This is a genomic window from Variovorax sp. IB41 (assembly GCF_016405905.1).
Lineage (GTDB): Bacteria > Pseudomonadota > Gammaproteobacteria > Burkholderiales > Burkholderiaceae_C > Variovorax.
The window spans coordinates 62918-85188 of sequence record NZ_JAEFCB010000016.1 but is presented as its reverse complement, the minus strand read 5'-3'; the positions used below and the strand labels follow the sequence as shown (position 1 = coordinate 85188).

Sequence of the window (22271 nt, the reverse complement as noted above, 5' to 3'; positions counted from 1 at the left end):
ATGAAGCAACGCAACCTCTCCCGCCAACGGTCTGCCCAGCATCGCGGCCTCAAGCTGCGGCCGCTGGCGATCTCGCTCCTGTGCGCGGGCCTCTCGCCGGCCATCGCGCAAGTGCTGCCCACGGGCTTTCTCCCCATCGCCGGCGGCGTCACGATGACGCAGAGCGGCGCCGTGATGAACATCAACCAGCCGCTCGCGCGCGGCATCGCCAACTGGCAGACCTTCTCCATCGGCGCGGGCGGCGTCGTCAACATCGCGCAGCCCAACGCGAGCAGCGTGCTGCTGAACCGCGTGACCGGCAACGAACTCTCGACCATCGCGGGCCAGCTCAACGCCAACGGGCGCGTCATCTTGGTCAACCCCAACGGCGTGATGTTCAGCCAAGGCGCGACGGTGAACGTGGGCGGCCTCATCGCCTCCACGCTGGCGCTCACGACCAGCGACAAGAGCTTCATGGACGGCGCCACCAAGCTCACCTTCGAGCGCGCCGATGCCAACTCGGCCGCGGTGCGCAACCTCGGCAACATCACCGCGACAGGCGGTGGCGAGGTGGTGCTGATGGGCGCGGCGGTGGGCAACGGCAGCACCGGCACCATCACCGCCGACAACGGCACGGTCGCGCTGGCCTCGGGCCGCAAGATCACGCTGGACCTCGTGGGCGACGGCCTCACCAACCTCGTGATCGCGCCCGACGCCATGGCCACCAGCGCGGCCGTGGGCAACAGCGGCACGATCCAGGCCGACGGCGGGCGCGTGGCGCTCGTGGGCAGTTCCGTCACCGTGGGCGAGCTGGTGGTCAACCAGACCGGCACGGTGCGCGCGCGCAGCATCGGCACGCGCAACGGCGAGATATTCCTCGGCGGCGGACGGGACAACCAGGTCGCGATGACCGGCGGCACGCTCGACGCCACCGGCGCCGCGGCCGGCGAGCGCGGCGGCACCATCCGCATCGCGGCGGGGCAGGTCAAGCTGGAGGCCACGACCGAAGGCCCGCCGGCGCTGCTCGATGCGAGCGGGCAGGCAGGCGGCGGCACGGTCACGGTGCGCGGCTACGACGTGGCGCTCTCGTCCGGCTCGGCACTGCGCGCCAGCGCGACCGGCGAAGGCGCGGGCGGCACCATCGACGTGGGCACGGCAACGGGCCAGGTCCTCGCGGACGGCCTGGCCGCCCCGGCGCGCGAATCGCACGCGCAGGTGTTCGGCGAACTGAGTGCGCGCGGCGCGGGCAGCGGCAAGGGCGGCGCGATCACCACGAAGGCCGATGGCCTTCGGATCGGCGATGCGCGCGTCGATGCGGGCGGCGGCGCCAATGGTGGCGGCAACGGCAGCTGGCGCATCGACACCCCGACGGGCAGCCTCGAGGTGGCCAACGCGGCCGACATCGCCGCGTTCGACCCGGCCTTTCCGGACCTGGAGCCCGGCGCGCGCGTGCATGCGGGCAGCGTTGGCAACGCGCTCGGCCGCGGCACCGACGTGACGCTGGCGAGCGGCGCGATCGGCGACCAGCGCGGCGTGCTGTTCGGCGAGGGCGTGCAGGTGGTCAAGCAGGAAGGCGGCACCGCCACGCTGCGGGTGGATTCCGCCGGCAACATCCGCATGGACAACGGCTCCTCGATCGTGTCCAAGCAGGGCGCGCTCCACGTGGACTTCAACGCCGACTCGACCGGCGCCATCGCGGCCCGCGCGGCGGACCCCGCGCAAATTTCCGTGAGCGGCGGCGATCCGAACTTCGGCGCCGACTACGCGGGCGCGATCCGCCTCACGGGCGCGACCATCGACGCCAACGGCGGCAACATCCGCTTCTTCGGCCAGGGCGATGCGATCAACGGCCGCGCGGTGGGCGGCTCCTCGTCGCATTCCGACGAGCAATGGATCGCCGGCGTTTACCTGAGCGAAAGCACGCTGGCCACCAACGCCGGCGGCATCGTCAGCCTGCGCGGGCAGGGGCGCTCGTGGGTGGCGACGGACGACGGCGGCAACCCGCGCTTCTCGTCGAGCGAGGGCGTCGCGCTCTGGTACAGCACGGTGAAGGCCGACGGCACCGGCACGGTGAGCGTCGATGGCGTGGGCGGCGTCGGCGGGAACGGCGTGAACGTGGGCTACGGCAGCACCGTCGCCGCGACCGGCGGCGACGTGACGCTGACCGGGCGCGGCACCGACTGGACCACCGACATGCCGGTGGGCAGCATCTTCAGCCAGACCGGGGTGGACATCAGCAGCAACGCCAGCGTCCTTGCAGGCGGCGACGTGCGCATCACGGGCACGGGCGGCAACCTCGACGCGATGCGCCAGAGCACGGCCTTCGCCGGCGCCAACCGTTTCGCGGGCAGTTCGAGCGGCGTGTTCATCGGCGGCAACGTCACGGCCGGCAACGGCCGGCGCATCGACATCACCGGCAAGGCGGGCGGCGAAGGCTTCACCGCCAACCTGGACACCGGCGGCGCCATCGTCATCACGCCGGACGGCAGTTCGGCCTGGGGCGTGCAGGTGAGCACCGACACCGGGCAGCCCAATGCGCTGCGCGCCGACGGCGGCACCGTGGCCATCGACGCGCAGGGCACCGACGTCTCGCTGCGCGTGAACTCGTTCTCGGACTTCAGCGCGCTCGATGCGGCGCCACCGGCCAACGCCGCGCCGCCGACCGACGCGCTGATCTCGGTGGCGAGCAGCACCGGCAAGGGCGGCAGCATCTCGGTGCGCGGGCGCAATGTGGTGGTCGACGGCGTCGACTTCGGAGACGGCGATGTCGTGCTCGCGCGGCTCGATGCCAGCGGCGCCACCGGCGGCGGCAGCATCGACATCGCGGCCACCGGCGCCATCGCCGTGGGCAGTGCCACCCGCCTGCAGGCCGACGCTGCGCAGAGCGGCAACGGCGGCAGCGTGAAGGTGGTCGCGGGCGGCGCGCTGCGCGCGTTCGGCACCCTCTCGGCGCGCGGCGGCGCAGCGGGCGGCAACGGCGGCTTCATCGAGACCTCGGGCTCGCACTTCGACCTGACCGGCGTTCGCGTCGATGCCTCGGCGCCCGTGGGCAGCGCGGGCTCCTGGCTGATCGATCCGTTCAACGTGACCATCGCGCACGGCACGGCCGCGGGCAGCCTCACCGGCAATCCGTTCGATCCGATGGCGACGTCCACCATCCAGGACGGCGACATCAACGCGGCGCTGGACAAGGGCTCCAGCGTGACGATCACCACCGGCACCGGCGGCACGGACCCGGGCAACATCACCTTCGACAGCGGCGTGGTCATCGAGCGCACCGTCGGCGCGACGGCGCTCACCTTTCAGCTGGATGCGGCGAACGCCATCGGCCAGAGCTGCCCGAGCTTTCCGTGCACCTATGTGCCGACCATCATCCGCTCCACCACCGGACCGATGGACGTCGTCTTCAACGCCAATGGCCAGGGCGGGGGCTTTTCCACCGGCATCTTCTTCACCGGGCAGATCCTCACCAACGGCGGCAACGTCACGATGAATGCCGACACCGGTCCCACCTCGGGCACCACGGCCATCCAGCTGACCAACACGACCATCGACACGCGCACCACCGCGCTGGGCGATGCCGGCGCCGGCGGCTTCGTGCAGATCACCGGCAAGCGCGCAGCGCCGACGTTCTCGGGCTTCAACGCGACCATCGACCTGAGCAACATCACCATCCAGAGCAGCACGGGCGACGTGTCGATCACCGGCATCACGCCCGGCGGCGCGGGCGTGCGCATGAGCGCGACCGGGCCGGCCAACCAGATCCTCACCACCAGCGGCGACATCTCGATCGTGGGCACCGCCCGCGGCGTGACCGACCCGAGCACGGGACCGATCTCGGTGCAGGCCGTCAACCTGGCCAACACGCAGGTGCGCAGCGTGGACGGGAACATCGCCGTGCGCGGCCTGGTGACCGCGGGCCCCGCGAGCGCCACTTCGGGCGGCGTGCTGCTGGCGGCCAACACGCTGGTCACCACGCTGGGCGTGGGCAGCATCGACATCGCGGGCGAATCGGGCGCCAACGGCACGGGCGTGGCCATCGCCACCGGCGCGCGCGTGGACGGCAACAACAACGTGGTGCTGCGCGCGAGCAACGATGGCTCGGTCGATGCGCTCGCGATCGACGGCACGGTGCGCGCGGGCAATGTGCTGAACCTGCGCCCCGGCGGCGTGGACGCGGCGGGCAACGCGCTCGACCGCACGGGCAACGCGATCACGCTGGGCGGCACGGCGGCCAACGGCTTCGCGGTGTCGGCGGCCGAGTTCACGCGGCTCGATGCGCCCACCATCGTGGCGGGCAGCAACGCGCATGCGGCGGACATCAACGTCGTCGGGCCGCTCGCATTGCCTTCGGCGCTGACGCTGCAGAACGAAGGGGGCGGAAACATCAACCTGGGTGGCGCGCTCACGGCCTCGAAGATCGGCCTGCTCTCGCGCGGCAACATCACGCAGACGGCCGCGGCGCCGATCACGGCCGGCACGTTGATGGCGCGCTCCACCGGCGGCAGCGTGCTGCTCGACACGGCGGCGAACAACGTGAGTGCGGACACCGTCGGCGGTGGCGCGGCAGGTGCGTTCCGGTATGTCGATGTCGATACGGTGCAACTCGGTTCGGTCTCGGTCACCGGCTACGACGCCGCGGGCAATGCGCCGCAGGTCGCGTCGGCCACCTCGATGGCGGCCGACACGGTGTTCGTGCGCACGCTCTCGGGCGACTTGCTGCTGGGCGCGAATGTGAGCAGCGGCAGCGGCGCCGATCTCGTGGCGGCCTCGCGCTTCCAGAACCTGGGCGGCTACACGATCGGCGGCGCGCCGTGGCGCGTGTGGGCCGACACCTGGATCGGCGAGAACCGCGGCGGGCTGCGCGGCTCGGGCCTCTTGCCCAACCTGTACCACTGCGCGTACTCGGGGCTCTGCGCGGTGAGCGTGTCGCCGGGCGACAACCACTTCATCTATGCGCAGCAGCCGGTGGCCACGGTGTTCATCAACAATGCGAGCCGGCCGTTCGGCGCGGCGAATCCGTTCTTCAGCTACTTCATCGGCGGGCTGATCCTGGGCGACACGGGCGCGGGCTTCAACGGCGCCGCCGGCACGACGGCCAACGCGGCGAGCCTGCCGGGGAGCTATCCGATCAACGGCAGCTTCACGTCGGCCGAAGGGTATGCGGTGAACGTGGTGCCGGGCACGCTGCAGGTGTCCACGATTCCGAACTTGCCGCGGCCGGACGTGCTGCGCGAGCTGCCGTCCACCTGGCTGTACGACCGCAACATGGGGCCGCCGCCGATGTGCTTCGCGACCGGGGCGCTCGAAGGGGATCGCGCATCGCAGGGCGGCGACATCCTGGCGCGCGAATGGTCGCGCGTTCGGTCGCGGCCGAATCTTTCGAGCTGTGTGGATACGGAGAAGCGCAACGGGTGTGCGGACTTCTGAGCTTGTTCGAGCGCTCTGGTTTTCAGGGCGCGTGCGCAGGCCACCGGGTGCTCCCCTCCGCGAATGTCCCCCGGCCTGCGGCCTCCTCCTTGATTTCGCTGCGGGGAGCACCCGATGCCCTGCGCACTTGGGCACGCTCTTCGTGAACGGCCGATCAACGACCACTCTGTAAGCGCTCGCGCTGGCGGTGGGCCCTGTTTCGCGAAATCAAGGAGGAGGCGAAGCCGGGGGACATTCGCGAAACAGGGCCCACCGTCGGCGCGAGCGCCGCCCCGACCGCTCAGACCCCTCGCGCGCGGCGGTTGGACATGACCACGTTGTCCTTCGCGATGACCTGGCCTTCCTGCATCGCGGTGATCCACGCGGCGGTCGTCGTCACGGCCGCAAAGTTGCTGTGGAACACGACGCTGAAGACGCGGTGGATTTCTTCCGCGGTCACCTTGCCTGCGGCGTTTTCGTACGGCAGCGCGCCGCTCGCGTCCACGAGGAACTCCACGTTCAGGCCGCGGTGCATCGCCTCGAACACCGTCGATGCATCGCAGTTCTGCGTCATGTAGCCGGCCACGCTCAGCGTGTCGATCTCGTGGCGGGCGAGCCAGTCGGCGAAGTCGGTGCCGGTGAACACGCTCGGGAAGGTCTTGGTGACCAGGTGGTCGCGCGGGCGGTTCGCGACCTCGGGGTGCAGTTGGCCGTTGTGGGTGTCGGCCTGGAACACCGGCGCGCCCTTGGGGGCGTGGTGGCGGACCACGACGACCGGCACGCCGGCGGCATGGGCGGCGTCCATGGCCTTGGTCACGTTGGGCAGCGTGTCCAGGATGGGCGGGTACTCGATCGGGAGGCCCCCGCCTTCGAAGTATTCGTTCTGCACGTCGATCACAACGAGGGCGCGGCGCGGGGTGGGGGTGTTGCTCATGTCTGGCTCCTTCTCGGTGGGTATGGGCTCGATTGTTCGCCTTCCGGCGGCTTGCCGAAAGTGGCCCGATAGCCATTCATCGATAAGATCGGGCCATGCGCCATCCAGCAGCGGAAACCATCGCCGAGACCATTGCCATTGTGGCCTTCGACGGCATCAGCCCCTTTCACCTGTCCGTGCCCTGCATGGTGTTCGGTGAAGACCGCACCGACACCGGCGCGCCCCGTTTTCGCATGCGCGTGTGCGCGCCGGAGCCGGGCGCGCTGCAGACCAACGCGGGCTTCGCGCTCGTGGTGCCGCACGGGCTTCAGGTGCTCCGCCGCGCGCAGATCGTGGTGGTGCCTTCGTGGCGCGACGACGGCCGGCCCGCGCCGCCCGCGTTGATCCGCGCGCTGCAGGCCGCGCACCGGCGCGGCGCGACCATCGTGGGCCTGTGTCTCGGCGCCTTCGTGCTGGCCGAGGCGGGGCTGCTCGATGGCCGGCCGGCCACCACGCACTGGAACCTCGCCGCCGCGTTCGCCAGGCAGTACCCGAAGGTGAAGCTGCAGCCCGAGGTGCTGTATGTCGACGATGGCGACGTGCTCACCTCCGCCGGCACGGCCGCGGGCATCGATTGCTGCCTGCACCTCCTGCGCGTGCGCTACGGCGCCGAGACGGCGAACCGCGCCGCGCGGCGCATGGTGGTGGCGCCGCACCGGCAGGGCGGGCAGGCGCAGTACATCCAGCAGCCCATGCCCGCGACGGCCGAGCGCGACCGGCTCGCGCCGCTGCTCGAATGGCTGGGCAAACATCTCGATGTGCCGCACGAGCTGGACACGCTCGCGCGCCGCGCGTTGATGAGCCGCCGCACCTTCACGCGGCGCTTTCGCGAATCGACGGGCACGACGGTAGGGCAGTGGATCCAGAACCAGCGCCTCGCACTGGCCCAGCGCCTCCTGGAGACCACGAACCATCCGGTCGAGCGCATCGCAACCGGCGCGGGCTTCGGCTCGGCGGTGTCGCTGCGCAAGCACTTCACCTCGGCGTTCAAGGTGTCGCCGACGGTGTATCGCAGGCAGTTCTCGCGCGCAGAAGAAGCGGCTTGAGGCACCACCACCACCGTTCGGGCTGAGCTTGTCGAAGCCTCGCGCGGCGCTTCGACAAGCTCAGCGTGAACGGACCTGTGGGGGATTGCCTTCGCGAGCGCGGCCTGAACTTCAGGCTACCGGCGCGTGGCGCCGCGTCGTGAGCAACGCCCGCAACTTCGCCGGCGGCACCGGCTTGGTCAACAGCATCACCCCACCATGCCGCAGCCGCTGCAGCACCTCGGGCCCGGTGGCGCCCGAGACCAGTACCGCGAGCGCGTCGGGCTGCAGGCGCTTGGCGGCTTCGATCACGTCCACGCCGTCGCCTTCGCCGGCCAGCTGCAGGTCGCACAGCACCGCGTCGAAGTGGATGTCGCCGGTGCCCAGTCGCGCGATGGCCTCGGCGCCGGTGGTGACGCATTCGACCTCGCAGCCCCATTGCGCCAGCAGCGCGCGGCTGCCGTCGAGGATGGCGGGGTCGTCGTCCACCACCAGGCAGCGCAGGCCCGCGAGCGGCGCGAGCACCACGGGCGCGGGCTCGGGCAGCACGACGTCGGCGGCGCGCGCCGCGGGCAGCGTGAAGGCGAAGGTGCTGCCGGCCTGCAGCGCCGAGCGCACGGTGATGCGCGTGCCCAGCAGCGTAGCGATGCGCGCGCAGATCGCAAGACCCAGGCCGAAGCCCCGGCGCCGGTCGCGCTCGGTGTTCGCCACCTGGTAGAACTCCTCGAAGATCCGGCCCTGGTGGATCGGTGCGATGCCCACCCCGTTGTCGCGCACCTCGATGCGCACACCGGCCGCGCTGCGCCGCGCGGCCACCAGCACGGTGCCGCCTTCGGGCGCATGGCGCAGCGCGTTGGCCACCAGGTTGTTGACGATGCGCTGCAGCATCGCCGCGTCGGTGCGCACCGCCAGGCCCCGGTCGCTCCAGCGCAGCCGCACGCGCGCCTCGATGGCGGCGGCGGCATGTTGCGCATCGAGCTGGTCGAAGAGGGCGGCCAACGAGATGCGGGTGATGGCCGGCGTGAGCACCTGCGCGTCGAGCCGCGAGATCTCCAGGAGGTCGTCCAGCAGCACGCCCATGAACTCGGTGCTCTCCTGCAGCCGCAGCACGGCGGGGCGCTGCGCGGCGGTGGCGGTGGGCAGCAGGCCGTCGATGAAGAGGCCCATCGCATGCAACGGCTGGCGCAGGTCGTGGCTCGCGGCCGCGAGAAAGCGCGCGCGCGAGAGCGCGGCCTGCTCGGCCTCGGCCATGCGCTGCAGCGCGACGGCGGTGGCTTCGCGCACGCGCTCCTCGCTCACCTGGCGGTTGTGCTGCAGGCGTTCGGCGAGGCGGTCGATGTCGTGCGCAAGAACGGCCAGCTCGTGGGTGCCGCTGGTGCCGCCTTCGACCACCTCGCAGCGCATGTCGAAGTGGCCCGCCTCCAGCGCGGCGACGGTGCGCGAGACGCGCCGGAGCGGCCGCGCCACCGTGCGCGCCATGTGGCGCACCGAGGCCCACGCCGCCAGCAGCGCCACCAGCGCGATGCCGATGCCCGCGATGAGCGAGCGGCTGCGCTCGCGCGCATAGGCGGTGGTGTCGCGAAAGGTCTGCACCAGGCCGATGGGCGTCTCGCCCGCGGCGGTGGAGCCGGCGGGCGCGAAGGCGCTGGCGCGCGAGGCTTCGCGCAGCGTGACCGGCGAGGTGAACATGCGCAGCTGCGCGAGCGATTCGGTCTTGGGCCCGGCCGTGACGTACACGCCCGCGCTGTTGCTGATCTCCACGCGCATCACCTGGCCGCCCCGCAGCGCCGCGTTGGCCACGTTCTGCAGCGCCGGCACGTCGCCCGCATAGAGGCTCAGGTCGCTCATGGCCGCCACCTGGCGCGCCACGGCCTGGCCTTCGGCGTCGAACTGGGCCTCCAGCGTCTGCAGCCGGTTGTGGGTGAACCAGCCGGTGAGGGCGAGCGCCACCGCCGCGCAGGGCACCACGCCCAGGCGGAACAGGTCGCGCTGCAGGTTGCCGCGCACCACCAGCGCGGTCGCGGCGCGCGGCGGCGCCGCGCCATCGCCGGGCGGCGCCGGTGCTTGCGGGGAGTCCGCGGCGCTCATCGCGGGGCCGCGAGCCGGTCGGTCAGTTCCCGTTCCTCCGGCAGACGCAGGCCGAGTCCGCGTGCCACGGTGGCGTTGACGCGCACGGTGGCGGGCGTGGCCGCCTCCACCAGCGGGCTGTTGTTGCTGGCGTTGCCTGCGCTGGCCACCTTCTGGCCGAGCAGGCGCGCCTGCTGCGCGAGTTGCGAGGGCGTCGAGACCGCGGCCGCGAGACCGCCCGAGCGCACGAGGCCCTCGCTCGCACCGAACACCGGCAGGCCCGCGCCCGCGCCCGCGCGCAGCACCGAGAGCGTGGCCGCCTGGTTGTCGCCGATGAGGTCGGGCAGCACCATCAGCGCGTCGCTCATCGGCACCACGGTGCGCAGCGCTGCGGCGAGCGACTTGGCATCGGGCGCGTATTCGACGCGCACGTCCCACGCCGGATTGGCGCCCTGCGCGGCGCGCTGCAGTTCGCGCACCAGCGGCTCCGACTCGGGCGTGGCGACCACGCCGATGCGGTGCTTCTGCGGCAGCACCGCGCCGATGAGCGCGAGCTGGTCGGCCATGGCAGGGTCCCGCAGCAGCACGCCCACGCGGCGGTCGCTGCGCCTGAAGGCGGGGCTGGCGGCCTTCAAGGTCTCGTAGTCGAGGCGGCTCAGCATCGCGAGCACCAGCGGCTCCTGGCCCGGCCGCTCGACGGCGGCGCGCGCGGCCGCGACCCCCACGGCCATGGTGACGTTCGCGTCGGCGGCCGTGGGGCGCATGCTGCGCGTGCGCACGCCCGCATTGGCGCGCGGTTCGGTGTCGGCGCCTGCCGTCTCGATGGTCTGGGGCATCTCCCCGGTCGGCGACAGGCGCACCAGCTCGAAGCGGCTGCCGGGCTCCTGGCTCGCGCGCAGCTGCTGCACGAATTCCGAATGCGCCGCGTTGTCGTCGCTCATGAGCACCGTGAGGCTGGCGGCCGCCGCGGCGCGGCTGCCCGTGGACAGGCCCATGAGACCGATCGCCACGCCCACGGTCAGCCCGAAGGCCAGCACCGCGCGCGCAGCGCCGTTCAGCCTTCCGCGGAAGGGGGTGGAGGGATGTGGCGCGGCGACGGACATGTGACTGCTTCTGCAGCGAGGGTGCATGACCCAATGTAAGGACGGGGCCCGCTTCGCGCGATAAGGCGGAGGGGCTATGTCAGCCGCCGCGACCCCGTGCCAGCGTGACGAACTGCACGGCGCGGCGGCCGCACGGTCTATGTCCGATGGTCTATGCGTCGGTGTGGAGCAATGCGGCGGCGCGCTGGGCCTGGATCGCCTGGCGCAGCACGCGCGGCGAGACCGGCTTGTAGAGCACGGTGATGCCGGCGCTCGCCACTTCGCGCAGGCGATCGGGCTTGGTCTCGCCGGTCACCAGAAGGCGCGCCGTGCCGGCGCCGATGCCGCGCGGGTGGCGCTCCAGCGCCGCGATCACGTCCAGCCCGTTGTCGCCGCCCTGCAGCAGCAGGTCGCTCACCACCACGTCGGGCGGCTGCTCCCAGGTGTCGGCCAGCGCGAGCGCCTCGGCGCGGGTCTGCGCGGCCATCACCTCCGCGCCCCAGTTGGCCAGCACCACGATCAGCCCTTCGAGAATGGTGCGCTCGTCGTCGATCACCAGGATGCGCAGGTTCGCCAGGCTCGCCTCCTCGTCCTCGATGCCGGCCACTACGGGCGAGGGCACGGGCGCCGGCAGCGCGGCCGGCGCCGAGCGCACCAGCACCCGCACGCAGGTGCCCTTGTGCAACCGGGAGCTGAGCTCCACGCGCGTGTTCAGCAGCTCGGCCAGCCGCTGCACGGTGGCCAGCCCGAGGCCCATGCCGCGCGCGCCGCGGGCCGACTGGCGGCCGGTGGGCTCCACCTGGTAGAACTCCTCGAACACCCGCGTCTGGTGGTGCGCGGCGATGCCCACGCCGGTGTCCACCACGTCGATGCGCACGCCCTTGCCGCGGCGCCGCGCGCCAATCAAAACGCCGCCTTCGATGGTGTGGCGCAGCGAGTTCGACACCAGGTTGTTGAGGATGCGCGAGAGCATCACGTAGTCGCAGCGCACCCACAGCTCGGTCTTGCGCGCCACGAGCCGGAGGCCCTGCTGCTCGGCCACCGATCGGAAGTTGCGGCTGATCTCGTCGAACAGCCGGTCCAGCGGAAAGTCGGCCCACTGCGGCTGCAGCACGCCCGCATCGAGCTGCGAGAGATTGAGCAGTTCCGAGAAGAGCCGGTCGAGCGACTCCACGCATTCGCGGATGTGGCCGATGCGCTGCAGCTTGACCGGATCGGTCTCGCCGTTGGCCAGCCCGTCGGAGAAGAGCGTGAGCGCATGCAGCGGCTGGCGCAGGTCGTGGCTGGCGGCGGCCAGGAGGCGCGTCTTGGCCTGGCTGGCCACCTCGAGCAGCGCGTTCTTGCGCGCGAGTTCGGAGGTGGCCTCGTTGACGCGGCTTTGCAGCAGCCGGCGGCTTTCGGCCAGCGCGCGCGCCGCCTGGTTGAAGCCCAGCTGCAGGTGCTGCACCTCCAGCGTGCCCTCGATGGCCACGCTCGCGTCCTCGCCCGCGCCCAGGCGGTCGACCGCCTTGCCCAGCGCGCGGATCGGCTCGCTGATGCGCCGCGCCGCCCACCAGCCGGCCAGCCCCACGCCCACCAGGCTGAACCCGAGCACCACCGCCACGTTGAGCCACACCGAGCGCCGGGCGTTCTGCACCGCCGACAGGCCGATCTCGACCATCACCTTGCCGTTGTGCCGCCCGTCGTCGGCCACGATCGGCACCACCACCTGCAGGCCCTCGCCACGCGCGCGGTCGACGGTTTCGGAGTTGGCGACGATCTCGCCGTCCTCGGTCCAGATCTGCACCTGCTGCACGTGCGGCTGGTAGGTGCCCGACTGGGCCGTGCGCTGCAGCGCGCGCTTGTCCATGCGAGAGAGCGGCGCCTGCGCCACCGTGGCCACCTGCAGCGCCACCGTCTGCGCATTGGCGCGCATCAGCTCGGTGAGGTTGCCCAGGTGCTGGCGCGTGAGCACGGCGATCGCCGTCAGCGTGGCCGCGGTCGCCGGCACCAGCGCCAGGAGGATCAGCTGCTGGGCGAAGGTGAGGCGCGCAAGCTTGCGCAGGACGCGGAAGTTCCAGTTCATCGATGCATTGAACCCATGGGGCGCGAGCTTATGGGCGCGGCGGCGAACATGGAAGACAGGAAAAACATCACGAAATTAACTTGTATTTGCTATTTAATGGCGTCCGATTCGCCCATGTTAGACCCGCTGGTCCGCAGCGGCCCTACGCCTTTCGGCTCCCAAAATGCTGGTTTCCCTGCGCTTTCCCGCCGTTTTTGCCGCCGTTTTTCCTGCTGCGTTCCGGGCCGCGGCCCTGGCGTTTTTTGTCGGCCTGCCTCTGACGGCCGCCGCCCAGGCCGCCCCGTCCGCGCCGTCTGACGCCGCCCCCGTGCGCTTCGGCATCCTGCCGCTGGGCGGCGCCTTCGAGTCGCGCAGCGACTGGGACCCGCTGCTGGCCGAACTGAGCCGCGCCATCGCCCGCCCGGTGAGCGTGCTCTCGGTCAATTCGTACGAGGCGCTGGAGCAGGCCATCCAGCGCGACGAGGTCGACATGGCCTTTCTCTCCGGAAAGATGGCGCTGGACGCCGTGACCCAGCGCCGCATGAAGGTGGTGGCGCAGGTCGTGCGGCACGACGGCCTGCCCGGCTACCGCGCGCTGCTGCTCGCGCGCAAGACGCCGCCCCTCAATACGCTGAAGAGCCTTTTGGACCAGCCCGACCGCTGGCGGATCGCGCGCGGCGAGAAGCAGTCGGTGTCGGGCTTCATCGTGCCGCAGCTGCAGCTCTTCCTGCCGAACCACATCGCGATGGAGACGCGCTTCCTGAGCGAGGTCGTGGGCACCCACCAGACCAACGCGCTGGCCGTGGCCAACAGCGAGGCCGACGTGGCCACCAACAACTCGGCCGACTTCGAGCGCTTCAGGCTGCGCTTTCCGGCTGAAGCGCAGCGGCTGCAGGTGTTGTGGGAGTCGGAGCTCATTCCGCACGCGCAGATCGTGGTGCGGCGCGAGTACCCGGCCGAGCTGCGCACCCGCGTGCAGGCCTTTCTCACCGCCTACGGCCGCGGCAAGGGCGCGCGCGGCGACGCCGAGCGCGTGGTGCTCAAGTCGCTGCACGACCTGGCCGGCTTCGTGGCCGCCGACAACAGCTCGCTGCAGCCTGCCGCCAAGCTGGCCTATCAATTGGCCAGGCAGAACGCCGTGACGGCGCAGTGGGTGAACGACGCCGCGCGGCAGGCCCGGCTGCAGCGCATCGAGAGCGGCTATGCGGAGCAGGTCAGCGTGCTCAAGGATGTGACACCTTGAGGTGAGGTGCCGCTGCGAGGTGCCTTGCTTTTCCGTGCGTCGTGTTGTGTGATGCGCCTTGTTCGGAGCGCGATCGTGGTGTGCGGTGAGCGTTGATCGAACCGCAGCGTCCCCCATAGCCCCAAGTCGCGACATGTTCCCCGTACTCAAGCATCTGCTGCTGACCGCAACGCTCGCCGCAGCCGCCGTGCTGCTCTTGCCATCGCCGGCCATGGCGCAGGTCACGCACGAGAAATCCGCCCCGTCGCTGCAGGCCATCCGCTTCGGCGTGCTGCCGCTGGGCGGCACCGTCGAATCGCGGGCCCTGTGGACGCCGTTCATGGCCGACATGAGCCGCTCGCTCGGCATCCCGGTCAATGCCTATTCGGTGCCGTCGTACGAAGAACTGGACCGCGCCATCGGCCGCGACGAGATCGACATGGCCTTCCTCTCGGCCAGGATGGCGCTCGATGCGGTGATGCAGCGGCGCATGAAGGTGGTGGCGCAGATCGCGCGGCGCCCCGGCATGCCAGAGCACCGCGCGGTGCTGCTGGCCCGCAAGAGCGGTCCGCTCAACACCCTGGAAGGCATGCTCGCGCAGCCCGAGGGCTGGCGCCTCGCGCGCGGCGACAGCCGCTCGGTCACCGGCTTCGTCGTGCCGCAGAGCCAGCTCTTCCTGCCCAACAACATCGAGATGGAGACGCGCTTTCGCAGCGAATTCATCGGCACCCACCAGGCCACCGCGCTGGCCGTGGCCAACGGCGATGCCGACGTGGCCACCAACAACACCACCGACTTCGAACGCTTTCGCCAGCAGTTCCCGATCGAGGCCGAGCGGCTGCAGGTCATCTGGGCGTCCGAGCCGCCGCCTGGCGCGCCGATGGTGGTGCGGCGCAACTACCCGCCCGAGTTCCAGGCGAAGCTGCAGAACTTCCTGGTCACCTACGGGCAAGGCAAGGGGCCGCGCGCCGACGCCGAGCGCGAAGTGCTCAAGAACCTGCGCGCCACCTACGGCTACGTCGCGGTGGACGACAGCGCGCTGCTGTCCGAGGCGCGGCTCGAATACCAGCTGGGCAAGCAACGCGCCATGGCCGCCGCGTGGGTGAACGAGGCGGCGCGCGCGCAGCGGCTGCAACGCATCGAAAAGGCCTACGCCGAGCAGGTCGAGACGCTGCGCGCCGGCGGCCGCTGAGGCACCGGCCGCACCAAGGCGCCGGCGCGCCGGCCGCACGACGGCGCCTCAGCGCCTAGTCCCTTCGCCGTAGCTCCAAACCCCTTCGTCTAGGCCATTAGGCGGATTTGCCCGCCGCCCGCCGCGCCGGAAACTTCGTGTTTCTTTCTGGCAACCCTTGCCGTTGACGGAGTGCGGATGAGTTGGCGAACAAAAGTGGTCTGGAGCGAGGGGATGCTGTTGCAGCCTCAGCACCTGCAGCAGAGCGAGCGTCATGCCGATCATGCGAGGCATGTGCTCTTGCGTTCGACCGCGCCCTACGCCTGGGGCTTTGCCGAACTGGAGATCGACCAGGCGGCGCTCACGCTGGGCAAGCTGGCGCTGGTGCGCGCGGTCGGCATCTTCGGCGACGGCACGGTGTTCGACATGCCGGCGGTCGATCCGCTGCCCGAACCGATCGACATTCCTTCTTCCATGCGCGACGAGGCCGTGGTGCTCGCGCTGCCGCTGCGCCGCGCGGGAGCCCGCGAGGCCGATGCCGAAGACTATGAAGAGCTGGTGCGCCACCGCGTGCTCGAGTCCGAGGTGCCCGACTCCAACACCGCCGGCGAGCGCACCGCCATGCTGCAGCTGGGCCAGCTGCACACGCGCCTCATGCGCGCCGGCGAAGCCACCGACGCCTGGACCACCATGGGCGTCGCCCGCGTGGTCGAGCGCCGCACCGACAACCAGGTGCAGCTGGACCGCGGCATGCTGCCGCCGCTGCTCGACGTGGCCGGCCACGCGGTCATCCGCGCCTGGCTCGACGAGCTGCTGGGGCTCCTGCGCCAGCGCGGCGAGGCGCTCGCGGGCCGCATGACGCAGGGCGGCACCGGCGGTGTGGCCGAGATCGCCGACTTCATGCTGCTGCAGGCGGTGAACCGCAACGAGGCCATCTTTGCGCACCTCGCCAAGAGCGCGATGCTGCATCCGCAGCACTTCTTCGAACATGCGCTCGGCCTGGCCGGCGACCTCTCCAGCTTTCGCGATTCGCGCCGCGTGGCGCGCTTCGGCCCCTATGTGCACGACGACCTCGCGCTGAGCTTCCGTCCGGTGATGGACGACCTGCGCCGCAGCCTCTCGATGGTGTTCGAGCAGTCGGCCATCCGCATCGAGCTGCACGACCGCAAGCACGGCGTGCGCGTGGCGATGGTCACGGACGTGGAGTTGCAGCGCAAGGCGACTTTCGTGCTGGCAGTGAACGCCAACATGCCCAGCGAGGCGCTGCGCGCGCGCTTCCCCACGCAGGTGAAGATCGGCCCGGTCGAGCGCATCCGCGATCTCGTGAACCTCGCATTGCCGGGCGTCACGCTCACGCCGATGCCGGTCGCGCCGCGCCAGATTCCGTTCCACACGGGCGCCAACTACTTCGAACTCGAAACGCGCAACAGCGACCTGTGGCGCCAGCTCGAGCAATCCGGCGGCATCGCGATGCACATTGCCGGCGACTTCCCCGGCCTCGATCTCGCGTTCTGGGCCATTCGTTCATGAAGCCGCAAGCCACCTCCTACTCCGTTCGCCCTGAGCTTGTCGAAGGGCTGGGCGCGGCGTGCAAGGCTTCGACAAGCTCAGCCCGAACGGCTCTGTTGCTGCCCAAGTGGCCGTTGCCGCATGGACGGCCCGAGGTAACCCCATGAGCACACCTCCCGACCCCTTCGCCGCCTTCGAGTCGGAGCGCACGGTCATCAAGCCCAAGCCGCGCACGCCGGCCGGCACGCCGCAGGCCGCGGCGCCCGCGCCGTTCTTCGGCGGCGCCGATCCGACGCCCGCGGCCGAGGTCGGCGACATCGGCCTGCTCAATCCGCTGGTGTCGGCGGCGGGCAAGCTGCTGGTGCTGATCGGCAAGCTGCGCAACCTCGCGCAGCCGCCCAACGTGCCGGCGCTGCGCGCCTCCACCGCCGACGCGGTGAACCAGTTCGACGCGAGCGCGCGCCGCGCGGGCGTGAGCAACGAATCGGTGCTCGCCGCGCGCTATGTGCTGTGCACCGCGCTGGACGAGGCCGTGGCCAACACGCCCTGGGGCGTGCAGGCCGGCTGGAACAAGCAGAGCCTGCTGGTGCAATTTCACAACGAGACCTGGGGCGGCGAGAAGGTGTTCCAGCTGCTGGCCAAGCTCGCGCAGGACGTGCCCACGCACCGCCAGCTGCTGGAGCTCATCTACAGCGTGCTCGCGCTCGGCTTCGAGGGCCGCTACCGCGTGGTCGACAACGGCCGCGCGCAACTCGACTCGGTGCGCCAGCGCCTGGCCGACCTGATCGCCAAGGACCGCCCGCAGCTCGAACCCGAACTCTCGCCGCACTGGCGCGGCCAGGGCGCGGGCACGGTGCGCCTGCGCGAATCGCTGCCGCTGTGGGTGTTCGCGGCAGGTTTCGCTTTCCTGCTCGCGCTCGCGTGGGTGGGCATGCAGATCCTGTTGAACAAGCGCTCCGACACCACCTACGCGGCCGTGTCGGGCCTTCGCGTGCCCAACATCCAGATCGCGCCGCCCGCGCCGCCGGCCAAGACGCCGCGGCTCGCGCGCTTCCTCGAGCCCGAGGTCAAGCAGGGCCTGGTCACCGTGACCGACGAGGCCGACCGCAGCGTGGTGCGGCTGCGCGGCGATTCGTTCTTCAGCTCCGGCAGCGCCGAGCCGATGGCCGCGTCGCTGCCGGTGCTGCGCCGCATCGGGCAGGCGCTGGCCGAGGTGAAGGGCGACGTGCTCATCACCGGCCACTCCGACAACCAGCCGATCCGCTCGCTGCGCTATCCGTCGAACTGGCACCTCTCGGCTGCGCGCGCCGATGCGGTCAAGGGCGCGCTCACCACGCTGGTCGATCCTGCGCGCATGCGCTCCGATGGCAAGGCCGACGCCGAGCCCGTGGCCGCCAACGACACGCCCTCCAACCGCGCGCGCAACCGCCGCGTGGACATCGTGCTGCTGACCGAGCCCGAGCGCGTCGCCTCCGCCGCACCGGCGGCACCGGCTGCGGCTGCTCCCGTTCCAGGAGCGACGAAATGATCAAGAAAATCTTCGGCTTCCTGTTCAGCCCGCTGCTGCTGACGCTGCTCGCGCTGCTCATCATCGGCCTCCTGATCTGGTGGATCGGCCCGCTGGTGAAGATCGGCTCGCTCGCGCCGCTGGAGAGCGAAACGGCGCGCTGGATTCTCATCGGCGCCATCGTGCTCATCGTGGTGCTGCGCATGCTGTGGCGGCGCTGGCGCGCGCGCCGTGCGAGCCAGCACCTGACCGACGGCCTCATGAAGGCGCCGGCCGCCAAGACCGATGCACCGGTCAACGGCGAACAGAAGATCCTGGACACGCGCTTCAGCGAAGCCGTCGCCACGTTGAAGCAGATGCGCCTGCACGCCGCCGGCAAGAAGCCCGGCTGGCGCGACTGGATGTCGATCTCGGGCGGCAGCTACCTGTATGACCTGCCTTGGTACGTGTTCATCGGCGCGCCCGGTGCGGGCAAGACGACGGCGCTCGTGAACTCGGGCCTTTCGTTCCCGCTCGCCGAGAAGTTCGGCCCCGGCGCGATCCGCGGCGTGGGCGGCACGCGCAACTGCGACTGGTGGTTCACCGACGAGGCCGTGCTCATCGACACCGCCGGCCGCTACACCACGCAGGACAGCCACCAATCCGAAGACAAGAGCGCGTGGGAAGGCTTCCTCGGCCTGTTGAAGAAAGCGCGCCCGCGCCGGCCGCTCAACGGCGTGTTCCTCACGGTGAGCGTGGCCGATCTGTTGAGCCAGGGCCCCGAGCAGCGCACGCAACTGGCCGCATCGATCCGCGCGCGCCTGCTCGAGCTCGATTCGAAACTCACCACGCGCCTTCCGGTGTACGTGCTCGTCACCAAGAGCGATTTGCTCTACGGCTTCACCGACTACTTCGACGACCTGGGCAAGGAGCAGCGCGCGCAGGTCTTCGGCTTCACGCTGCCGGCCGACGAGAACGTGCAGACCGAGGAGAAGGGCCTCTCCACCGCCTTCCACCGCGAGTTCGCGCTGCTGCACAACCGCGTGAACGACGGCCTCATTCCGCGCATGCAGCGCGAGACCGACGGCACGCGCCGCGCGGCGATCTTCGGCTTTCCCGCGCAGTTCGGCTCCATCGGCTCGCTGCTGTCGGACCTGCTGGACCAGGTGTTCACGGGCTCGCGCTTCGCGCAGCCGCCGTGGGTGCGGGGCGTGTACTTCACCAGCGGCACGCAGGAGGGGAGTCCCATCGATCGCGTGATGGGCAGCCTCTCGCGCAGCTTCGGCATCGAGCGCGCGATGCTCGCGCCGCAGAAATCGAGCGGGCGCAGCTACTTCCTCACCTCGCTCCTGCGCGACGTGGTGTTTCCCGAGCAGCGCCTGGCCGGCGCCGACGTGAAGCTGGAGCGCCGCCGCCACCTGCTGCGCATGACGGGCGTGGCCGCGATGACGCTGGTCACCGTCGGCCTCATCGCGGGCTGGGGCTACAGCACCTGGCAGAACATGAATTACCTCAAGTCGGTGGAGGCCCGCGCCGAGCCCGCGCAGAAGACCTTGGCCAACCTGCCGGTGCAACTGCAGAACCTGGTCGAGGTGGCGCCCGTGATGCAGGGCGTGCGCGACATCTGGAAGACCCCCGAAAACCGCCAGGGCGACGAGCCGTTGAGCATGACGCTGGGTCTCTACCAGGGCGACAAGCTCGACGCCGCCGCGCGCCTGGCGCACCAGCGCGCGCTCAACGACGTGTTCCTGCCGCAGATCGCCAAGCGCATCGAGGACCAGCTGCGCACCGCGCAGAAGGACAACCTCGAATACACGTACGAGGCGCTCAAGAGCTATCTGATGCTCTACCAGCCCGAGCACTTCGACCCCGATGCGCTCAAGGCCTGGATCACGCTCGACTGGGCGCGGAACCTCGACCGCGGCATCCCCGAAGACCAGCGCATGGCACTCGAAGACCAGCTCGATGTGCTCATCGCGCAGGGCCCGCCGCGCTCGCCGCTCAAGATGGACGAGAACCTCGTGCGCAGCGTGCGCGCCGTGCTCGCGAGCTACCCGCTGGAGCAGCGCGTGTTCAGCCGCCTCAAGCGCCAGCGCGCGACCAAGGACATTCCGGGCTTCAGCGTGGCGACAGCCGCCGGCCCTTCCGCGCCGCTCGTGTTCGAGCGCATCAGCGGCAAGCCGCTGACCGAAGGCGTGCCGGGCATGTTCACCTACGACGGTTATCACAAGCGCTTCCAGAACGAAGTGACGGTGCTCACCGGCCTGCTCGCCGCCGAAGACCCGTGGGTGCTCGGCCAGGACAAGGGCGCCGCCGACCGCCTGCGCGACGTGGCCGCGCTCGGCGCGCTGACCGACCGCGTGCGACGCCTCTACCTCGCCGAATACGTGAAGCAGTGGGAGGCGCTGCTCGGCGACGTGCGCCTCATCCGCGCGACGGGCCTGGAGAAGAACATCGAGGCCGCGCGCATCCTCTCGGGCGTGAGCTCGCCGCTCGCGAACTTCCTGCGCGCCGTGGTGAAGGAAACCACCCTGATTCCTGCCGACCAGCCCAAGGACGTAGTGAGCAAGGCCACCGCCACCGTCGCCAGCACCCGCAAGGGCCTGGAAGACCTCTTCGGCGGCGACCCCAACAAGCCGGTCGCGAGCGGCAAGCGCATCGAGAGCATCGTGGACGACCGCTTCGAGCCGCTGCGCCGCCTCGTCAGCGCCGCGGCACCCGGCCAGCCCGCGCCGATCGACGATGCATTGAAGCTCTTCAACGAGGTGTACGTGTACCTCAACGCCGTCGATACGGCCGTGAAGGGCCGCACCTCGCCGCCGCCCGGCGACGTGGCCGGCAAGCTCAAGGCCGACGCGGGCCGACTGCCCGAGCCGGTGCGCTCGATGGTCGAGAACCTGAGCCAGTCGGGCGCCGCGCAGGCGCAGGTGGCCGAGCGCGGCAACCTGAGCCAGGACCTGCGCCCGGTCACCGAGTTCTGCACGCGCGCGATTGCGGGCCGCTACCCCTTCTCGCCCACCAGCAAGCGCGACGTGCTGCCCGAGGATTTCGGCCAGATGTTCGGCGCCGGCGGCCTGATGGACGAGTTCTTCCAGAAGCGCCTGGCTGCATTGGTCGATACCAGCACGCGCCCGTGGCGCTACAAGCCCGTGGCCGAGCGCGGCGCGATCACCACGCAGGCGCTCGCGCAGTTCGAGCGCGCCGCGCGCATCAAGGACATCTTCTTCCGCGCCGGCGGCCGCGGCCCCTCGATGCGGCTCGATTTCAAGCCGGTGGAGATGGACGCGGGCATCACCCAGTTCATCCTGGACGTCGATGGCCAGCTCGTGAAGTACGCGCACGGCCCCGTGGTACCGATGGCCGTGCAGTGGCCCGGCCCCAAGGGCAGCAACCAGGTGCGCATCCAGGTGAGCCCGCCCTCGACCACGGGCAGCTCCGGCTCGGCGGTCGACGGGCCGTGGGCACTGTTCCGTGCGCTCGACGACGGGCAGCTCGAAGCGGGCGATGCGCCGGAGAAGTTCTTCATCACCTTCCAGATCGGCGCGCGCAAGACGCGCTTCGAGGTGACGACCAACAGCGTGCAGCATCCGATCCGCTTGCGCGAGCTGCGGGAGTTTTCCTGTCCGGAGGGGTTGTGAGCCTGGCTGCCTCTTCTCCTTCTTCTCTCTTCGCTTCGGCCGAGTTGCCGGGATGGTTCGGCAAGTTGCCGGGGATGGGGGACTTTGCGCATCGGCGGTTGCCGGAGTCGTTTCGCGCGGTGTGGGACCAGTGGCTGCAGCGCGGACTTGCGCGGCTGCGGGATCGGCATGCGGACTGGACCACCTACTACCTCGAGGCGCCGATCTGGTGCTTTGCGCTCGGGCCGCAGGTGGCCGGCGAGCGCGCATGGATCGGGGTGTTGATGCCTTCCGTCGATGGCGTGGGGCGGTACTTTCCGTTCACTCTTGCTGTCGAGCTGGGGGATGTTTCGGATGTGCTCCAGGGGGAGGCGCTGGGTGCGGCGCTGCACTGGTGGGCATTGGGGATTCAGGCTGCGCTTGAAGGGCTGGATGGGGATCTGGATGCGCTCAGGTTCGATGCGGTTCTGGGGCGGCTGTTCGTGGCCGCTGCCGGTGAGGGTGTCGTTGGTGTCGAGTCGCTGGAGATGCCTGCGGCGGGGGCTTCGTTGTGGCTGGGTGATCCGGCTGTTGAGGGCGGGGTTCGGATGTTGGCTACCGGGTTGCCTCGGGATGCGCAGTTCGAGGCTTTGTTTCTTGGGGGTGGGGAATGAAGGCCTTGCTTTCTTTTCTTTCCCGAGACCCGGC

Annotated in this window: 12 protein-coding genes; 8 read left to right on the top strand and 4 right to left on the bottom strand. The window is 70.6% G+C overall.

What is annotated here, in order from left to right; translation table 11 throughout:
* Positions 1–5409 carry a two-partner secretion domain-containing protein gene (locus tag JC881_RS24295; protein ID WP_198788284.1) on the top strand — a complete coding sequence of 1803 codons (5409 nt, stop codon included), beginning with the start codon at positions 1–3 and terminating at the stop codon, positions 5407–5409.
* A 280-nt stretch (positions 5410–5689) separates the two neighbouring features.
* Here the strand turns inward: JC881_RS24295 and JC881_RS24290 are convergent, their stop codons facing one another.
* Entirely contained in the window at positions 5690–6322 is a 633-nt protein-coding gene (locus JC881_RS24290) for a cysteine hydrolase family protein (protein ID WP_198788283.1), read from the bottom strand.
* A gap of 95 nt (positions 6323–6417) precedes the next feature.
* On the opposite strand from JC881_RS24290, the gene JC881_RS24285 reads away from it, so the two are divergent.
* A complete protein-coding gene (locus JC881_RS24285; RefSeq protein WP_198788282.1) occupies positions 6418–7407 on the top strand; it encodes a GlxA family transcriptional regulator in 990 nt (329 codons plus the stop codon).
* Between the two features lie 111 nt (positions 7408–7518).
* Here JC881_RS24285 and JC881_RS24280 read toward each other — a convergent pair whose 3' ends face one another.
* From JC881_RS24280 to JC881_RS24270, 3 genes are all read right to left on the bottom strand, one after another.
* A complete protein-coding gene (locus tag JC881_RS24280) occupies positions 7519–9474 on the bottom strand; it encodes a hybrid sensor histidine kinase/response regulator (protein WP_198788281.1) in 1956 nt (651 codons plus the stop codon).
* Positions 9471–10556, bottom strand: coding sequence for an ABC transporter substrate binding protein (locus JC881_RS24275; RefSeq protein ID WP_198788280.1), 1086 nt, complete (start codon positions 10554–10556; stop codon positions 9471–9473). Before JC881_RS24275 ends, JC881_RS24280 begins: the two co-directional genes overlap by 4 nt.
* Before the next feature lie 151 nt (positions 10557–10707).
* A complete protein-coding gene (locus tag JC881_RS24270) occupies positions 10708–12600 on the bottom strand; it encodes an ATP-binding response regulator (RefSeq protein WP_198788279.1) in 1893 nt (630 codons plus the stop codon).
* Positions 12601–12763: 163 nt separating this feature from the next.
* Between JC881_RS24270 and phnD (JC881_RS24265) the strand changes: the two genes are divergently transcribed.
* From phnD (JC881_RS24265) to tagF, 6 genes are all read left to right on the top strand, one after another.
* Positions 12764–13822: a phosphate/phosphite/phosphonate ABC transporter substrate-binding protein gene (gene phnD / locus JC881_RS24265; RefSeq protein ID WP_198788278.1), complete on the top strand. Its 1059-nt coding sequence runs from the start codon at positions 12764–12766 to the stop codon at positions 13820–13822.
* A gap of 133 nt (positions 13823–13955) precedes the next feature.
* Positions 13956–14993: a phosphate/phosphite/phosphonate ABC transporter substrate-binding protein gene (gene phnD, locus JC881_RS24260; RefSeq protein ID WP_198788277.1), complete on the top strand. Its 1038-nt coding sequence runs from the start codon at positions 13956–13958 to the stop codon at positions 14991–14993.
* Positions 14994–15170: 177 nt separating this feature from the next.
* Positions 15171–16502 carry a type VI secretion system baseplate subunit TssK gene (gene tssK, locus JC881_RS24255; RefSeq protein WP_198788276.1) on the top strand — a complete coding sequence of 444 codons (1332 nt, stop codon included), beginning with the start codon at positions 15171–15173 and terminating at the stop codon, positions 16500–16502.
* A 142-nt stretch (positions 16503–16644) separates the two neighbouring features.
* On the top strand, positions 16645–18009 hold the full coding sequence (locus JC881_RS24250) for a DotU family type VI secretion system protein (protein ID WP_198788275.1): 1365 nt from the start codon (positions 16645–16647) through the stop codon (positions 18007–18009).
* The gene (gene tssM / locus JC881_RS24245; protein WP_198788274.1) at positions 18006–21605 is read left to right on the top strand and encodes a type VI secretion system membrane subunit TssM; all 3600 of its coding nucleotides are present in this window, start codon (positions 18006–18008) and stop codon (positions 21603–21605) included. The genes JC881_RS24250 and tssM overlap by 4 nt, the downstream gene beginning before the upstream one ends.
* Positions 21602–22237: a type VI secretion system-associated protein TagF gene (gene tagF, locus JC881_RS24240; RefSeq protein WP_198788273.1), complete on the top strand. Its 636-nt coding sequence runs from the start codon at positions 21602–21604 to the stop codon at positions 22235–22237. The genes tssM and tagF overlap by 4 nt, the downstream gene beginning before the upstream one ends.
* The last annotated feature ends 34 nt before the right edge of the window (positions 22238–22271 follow it).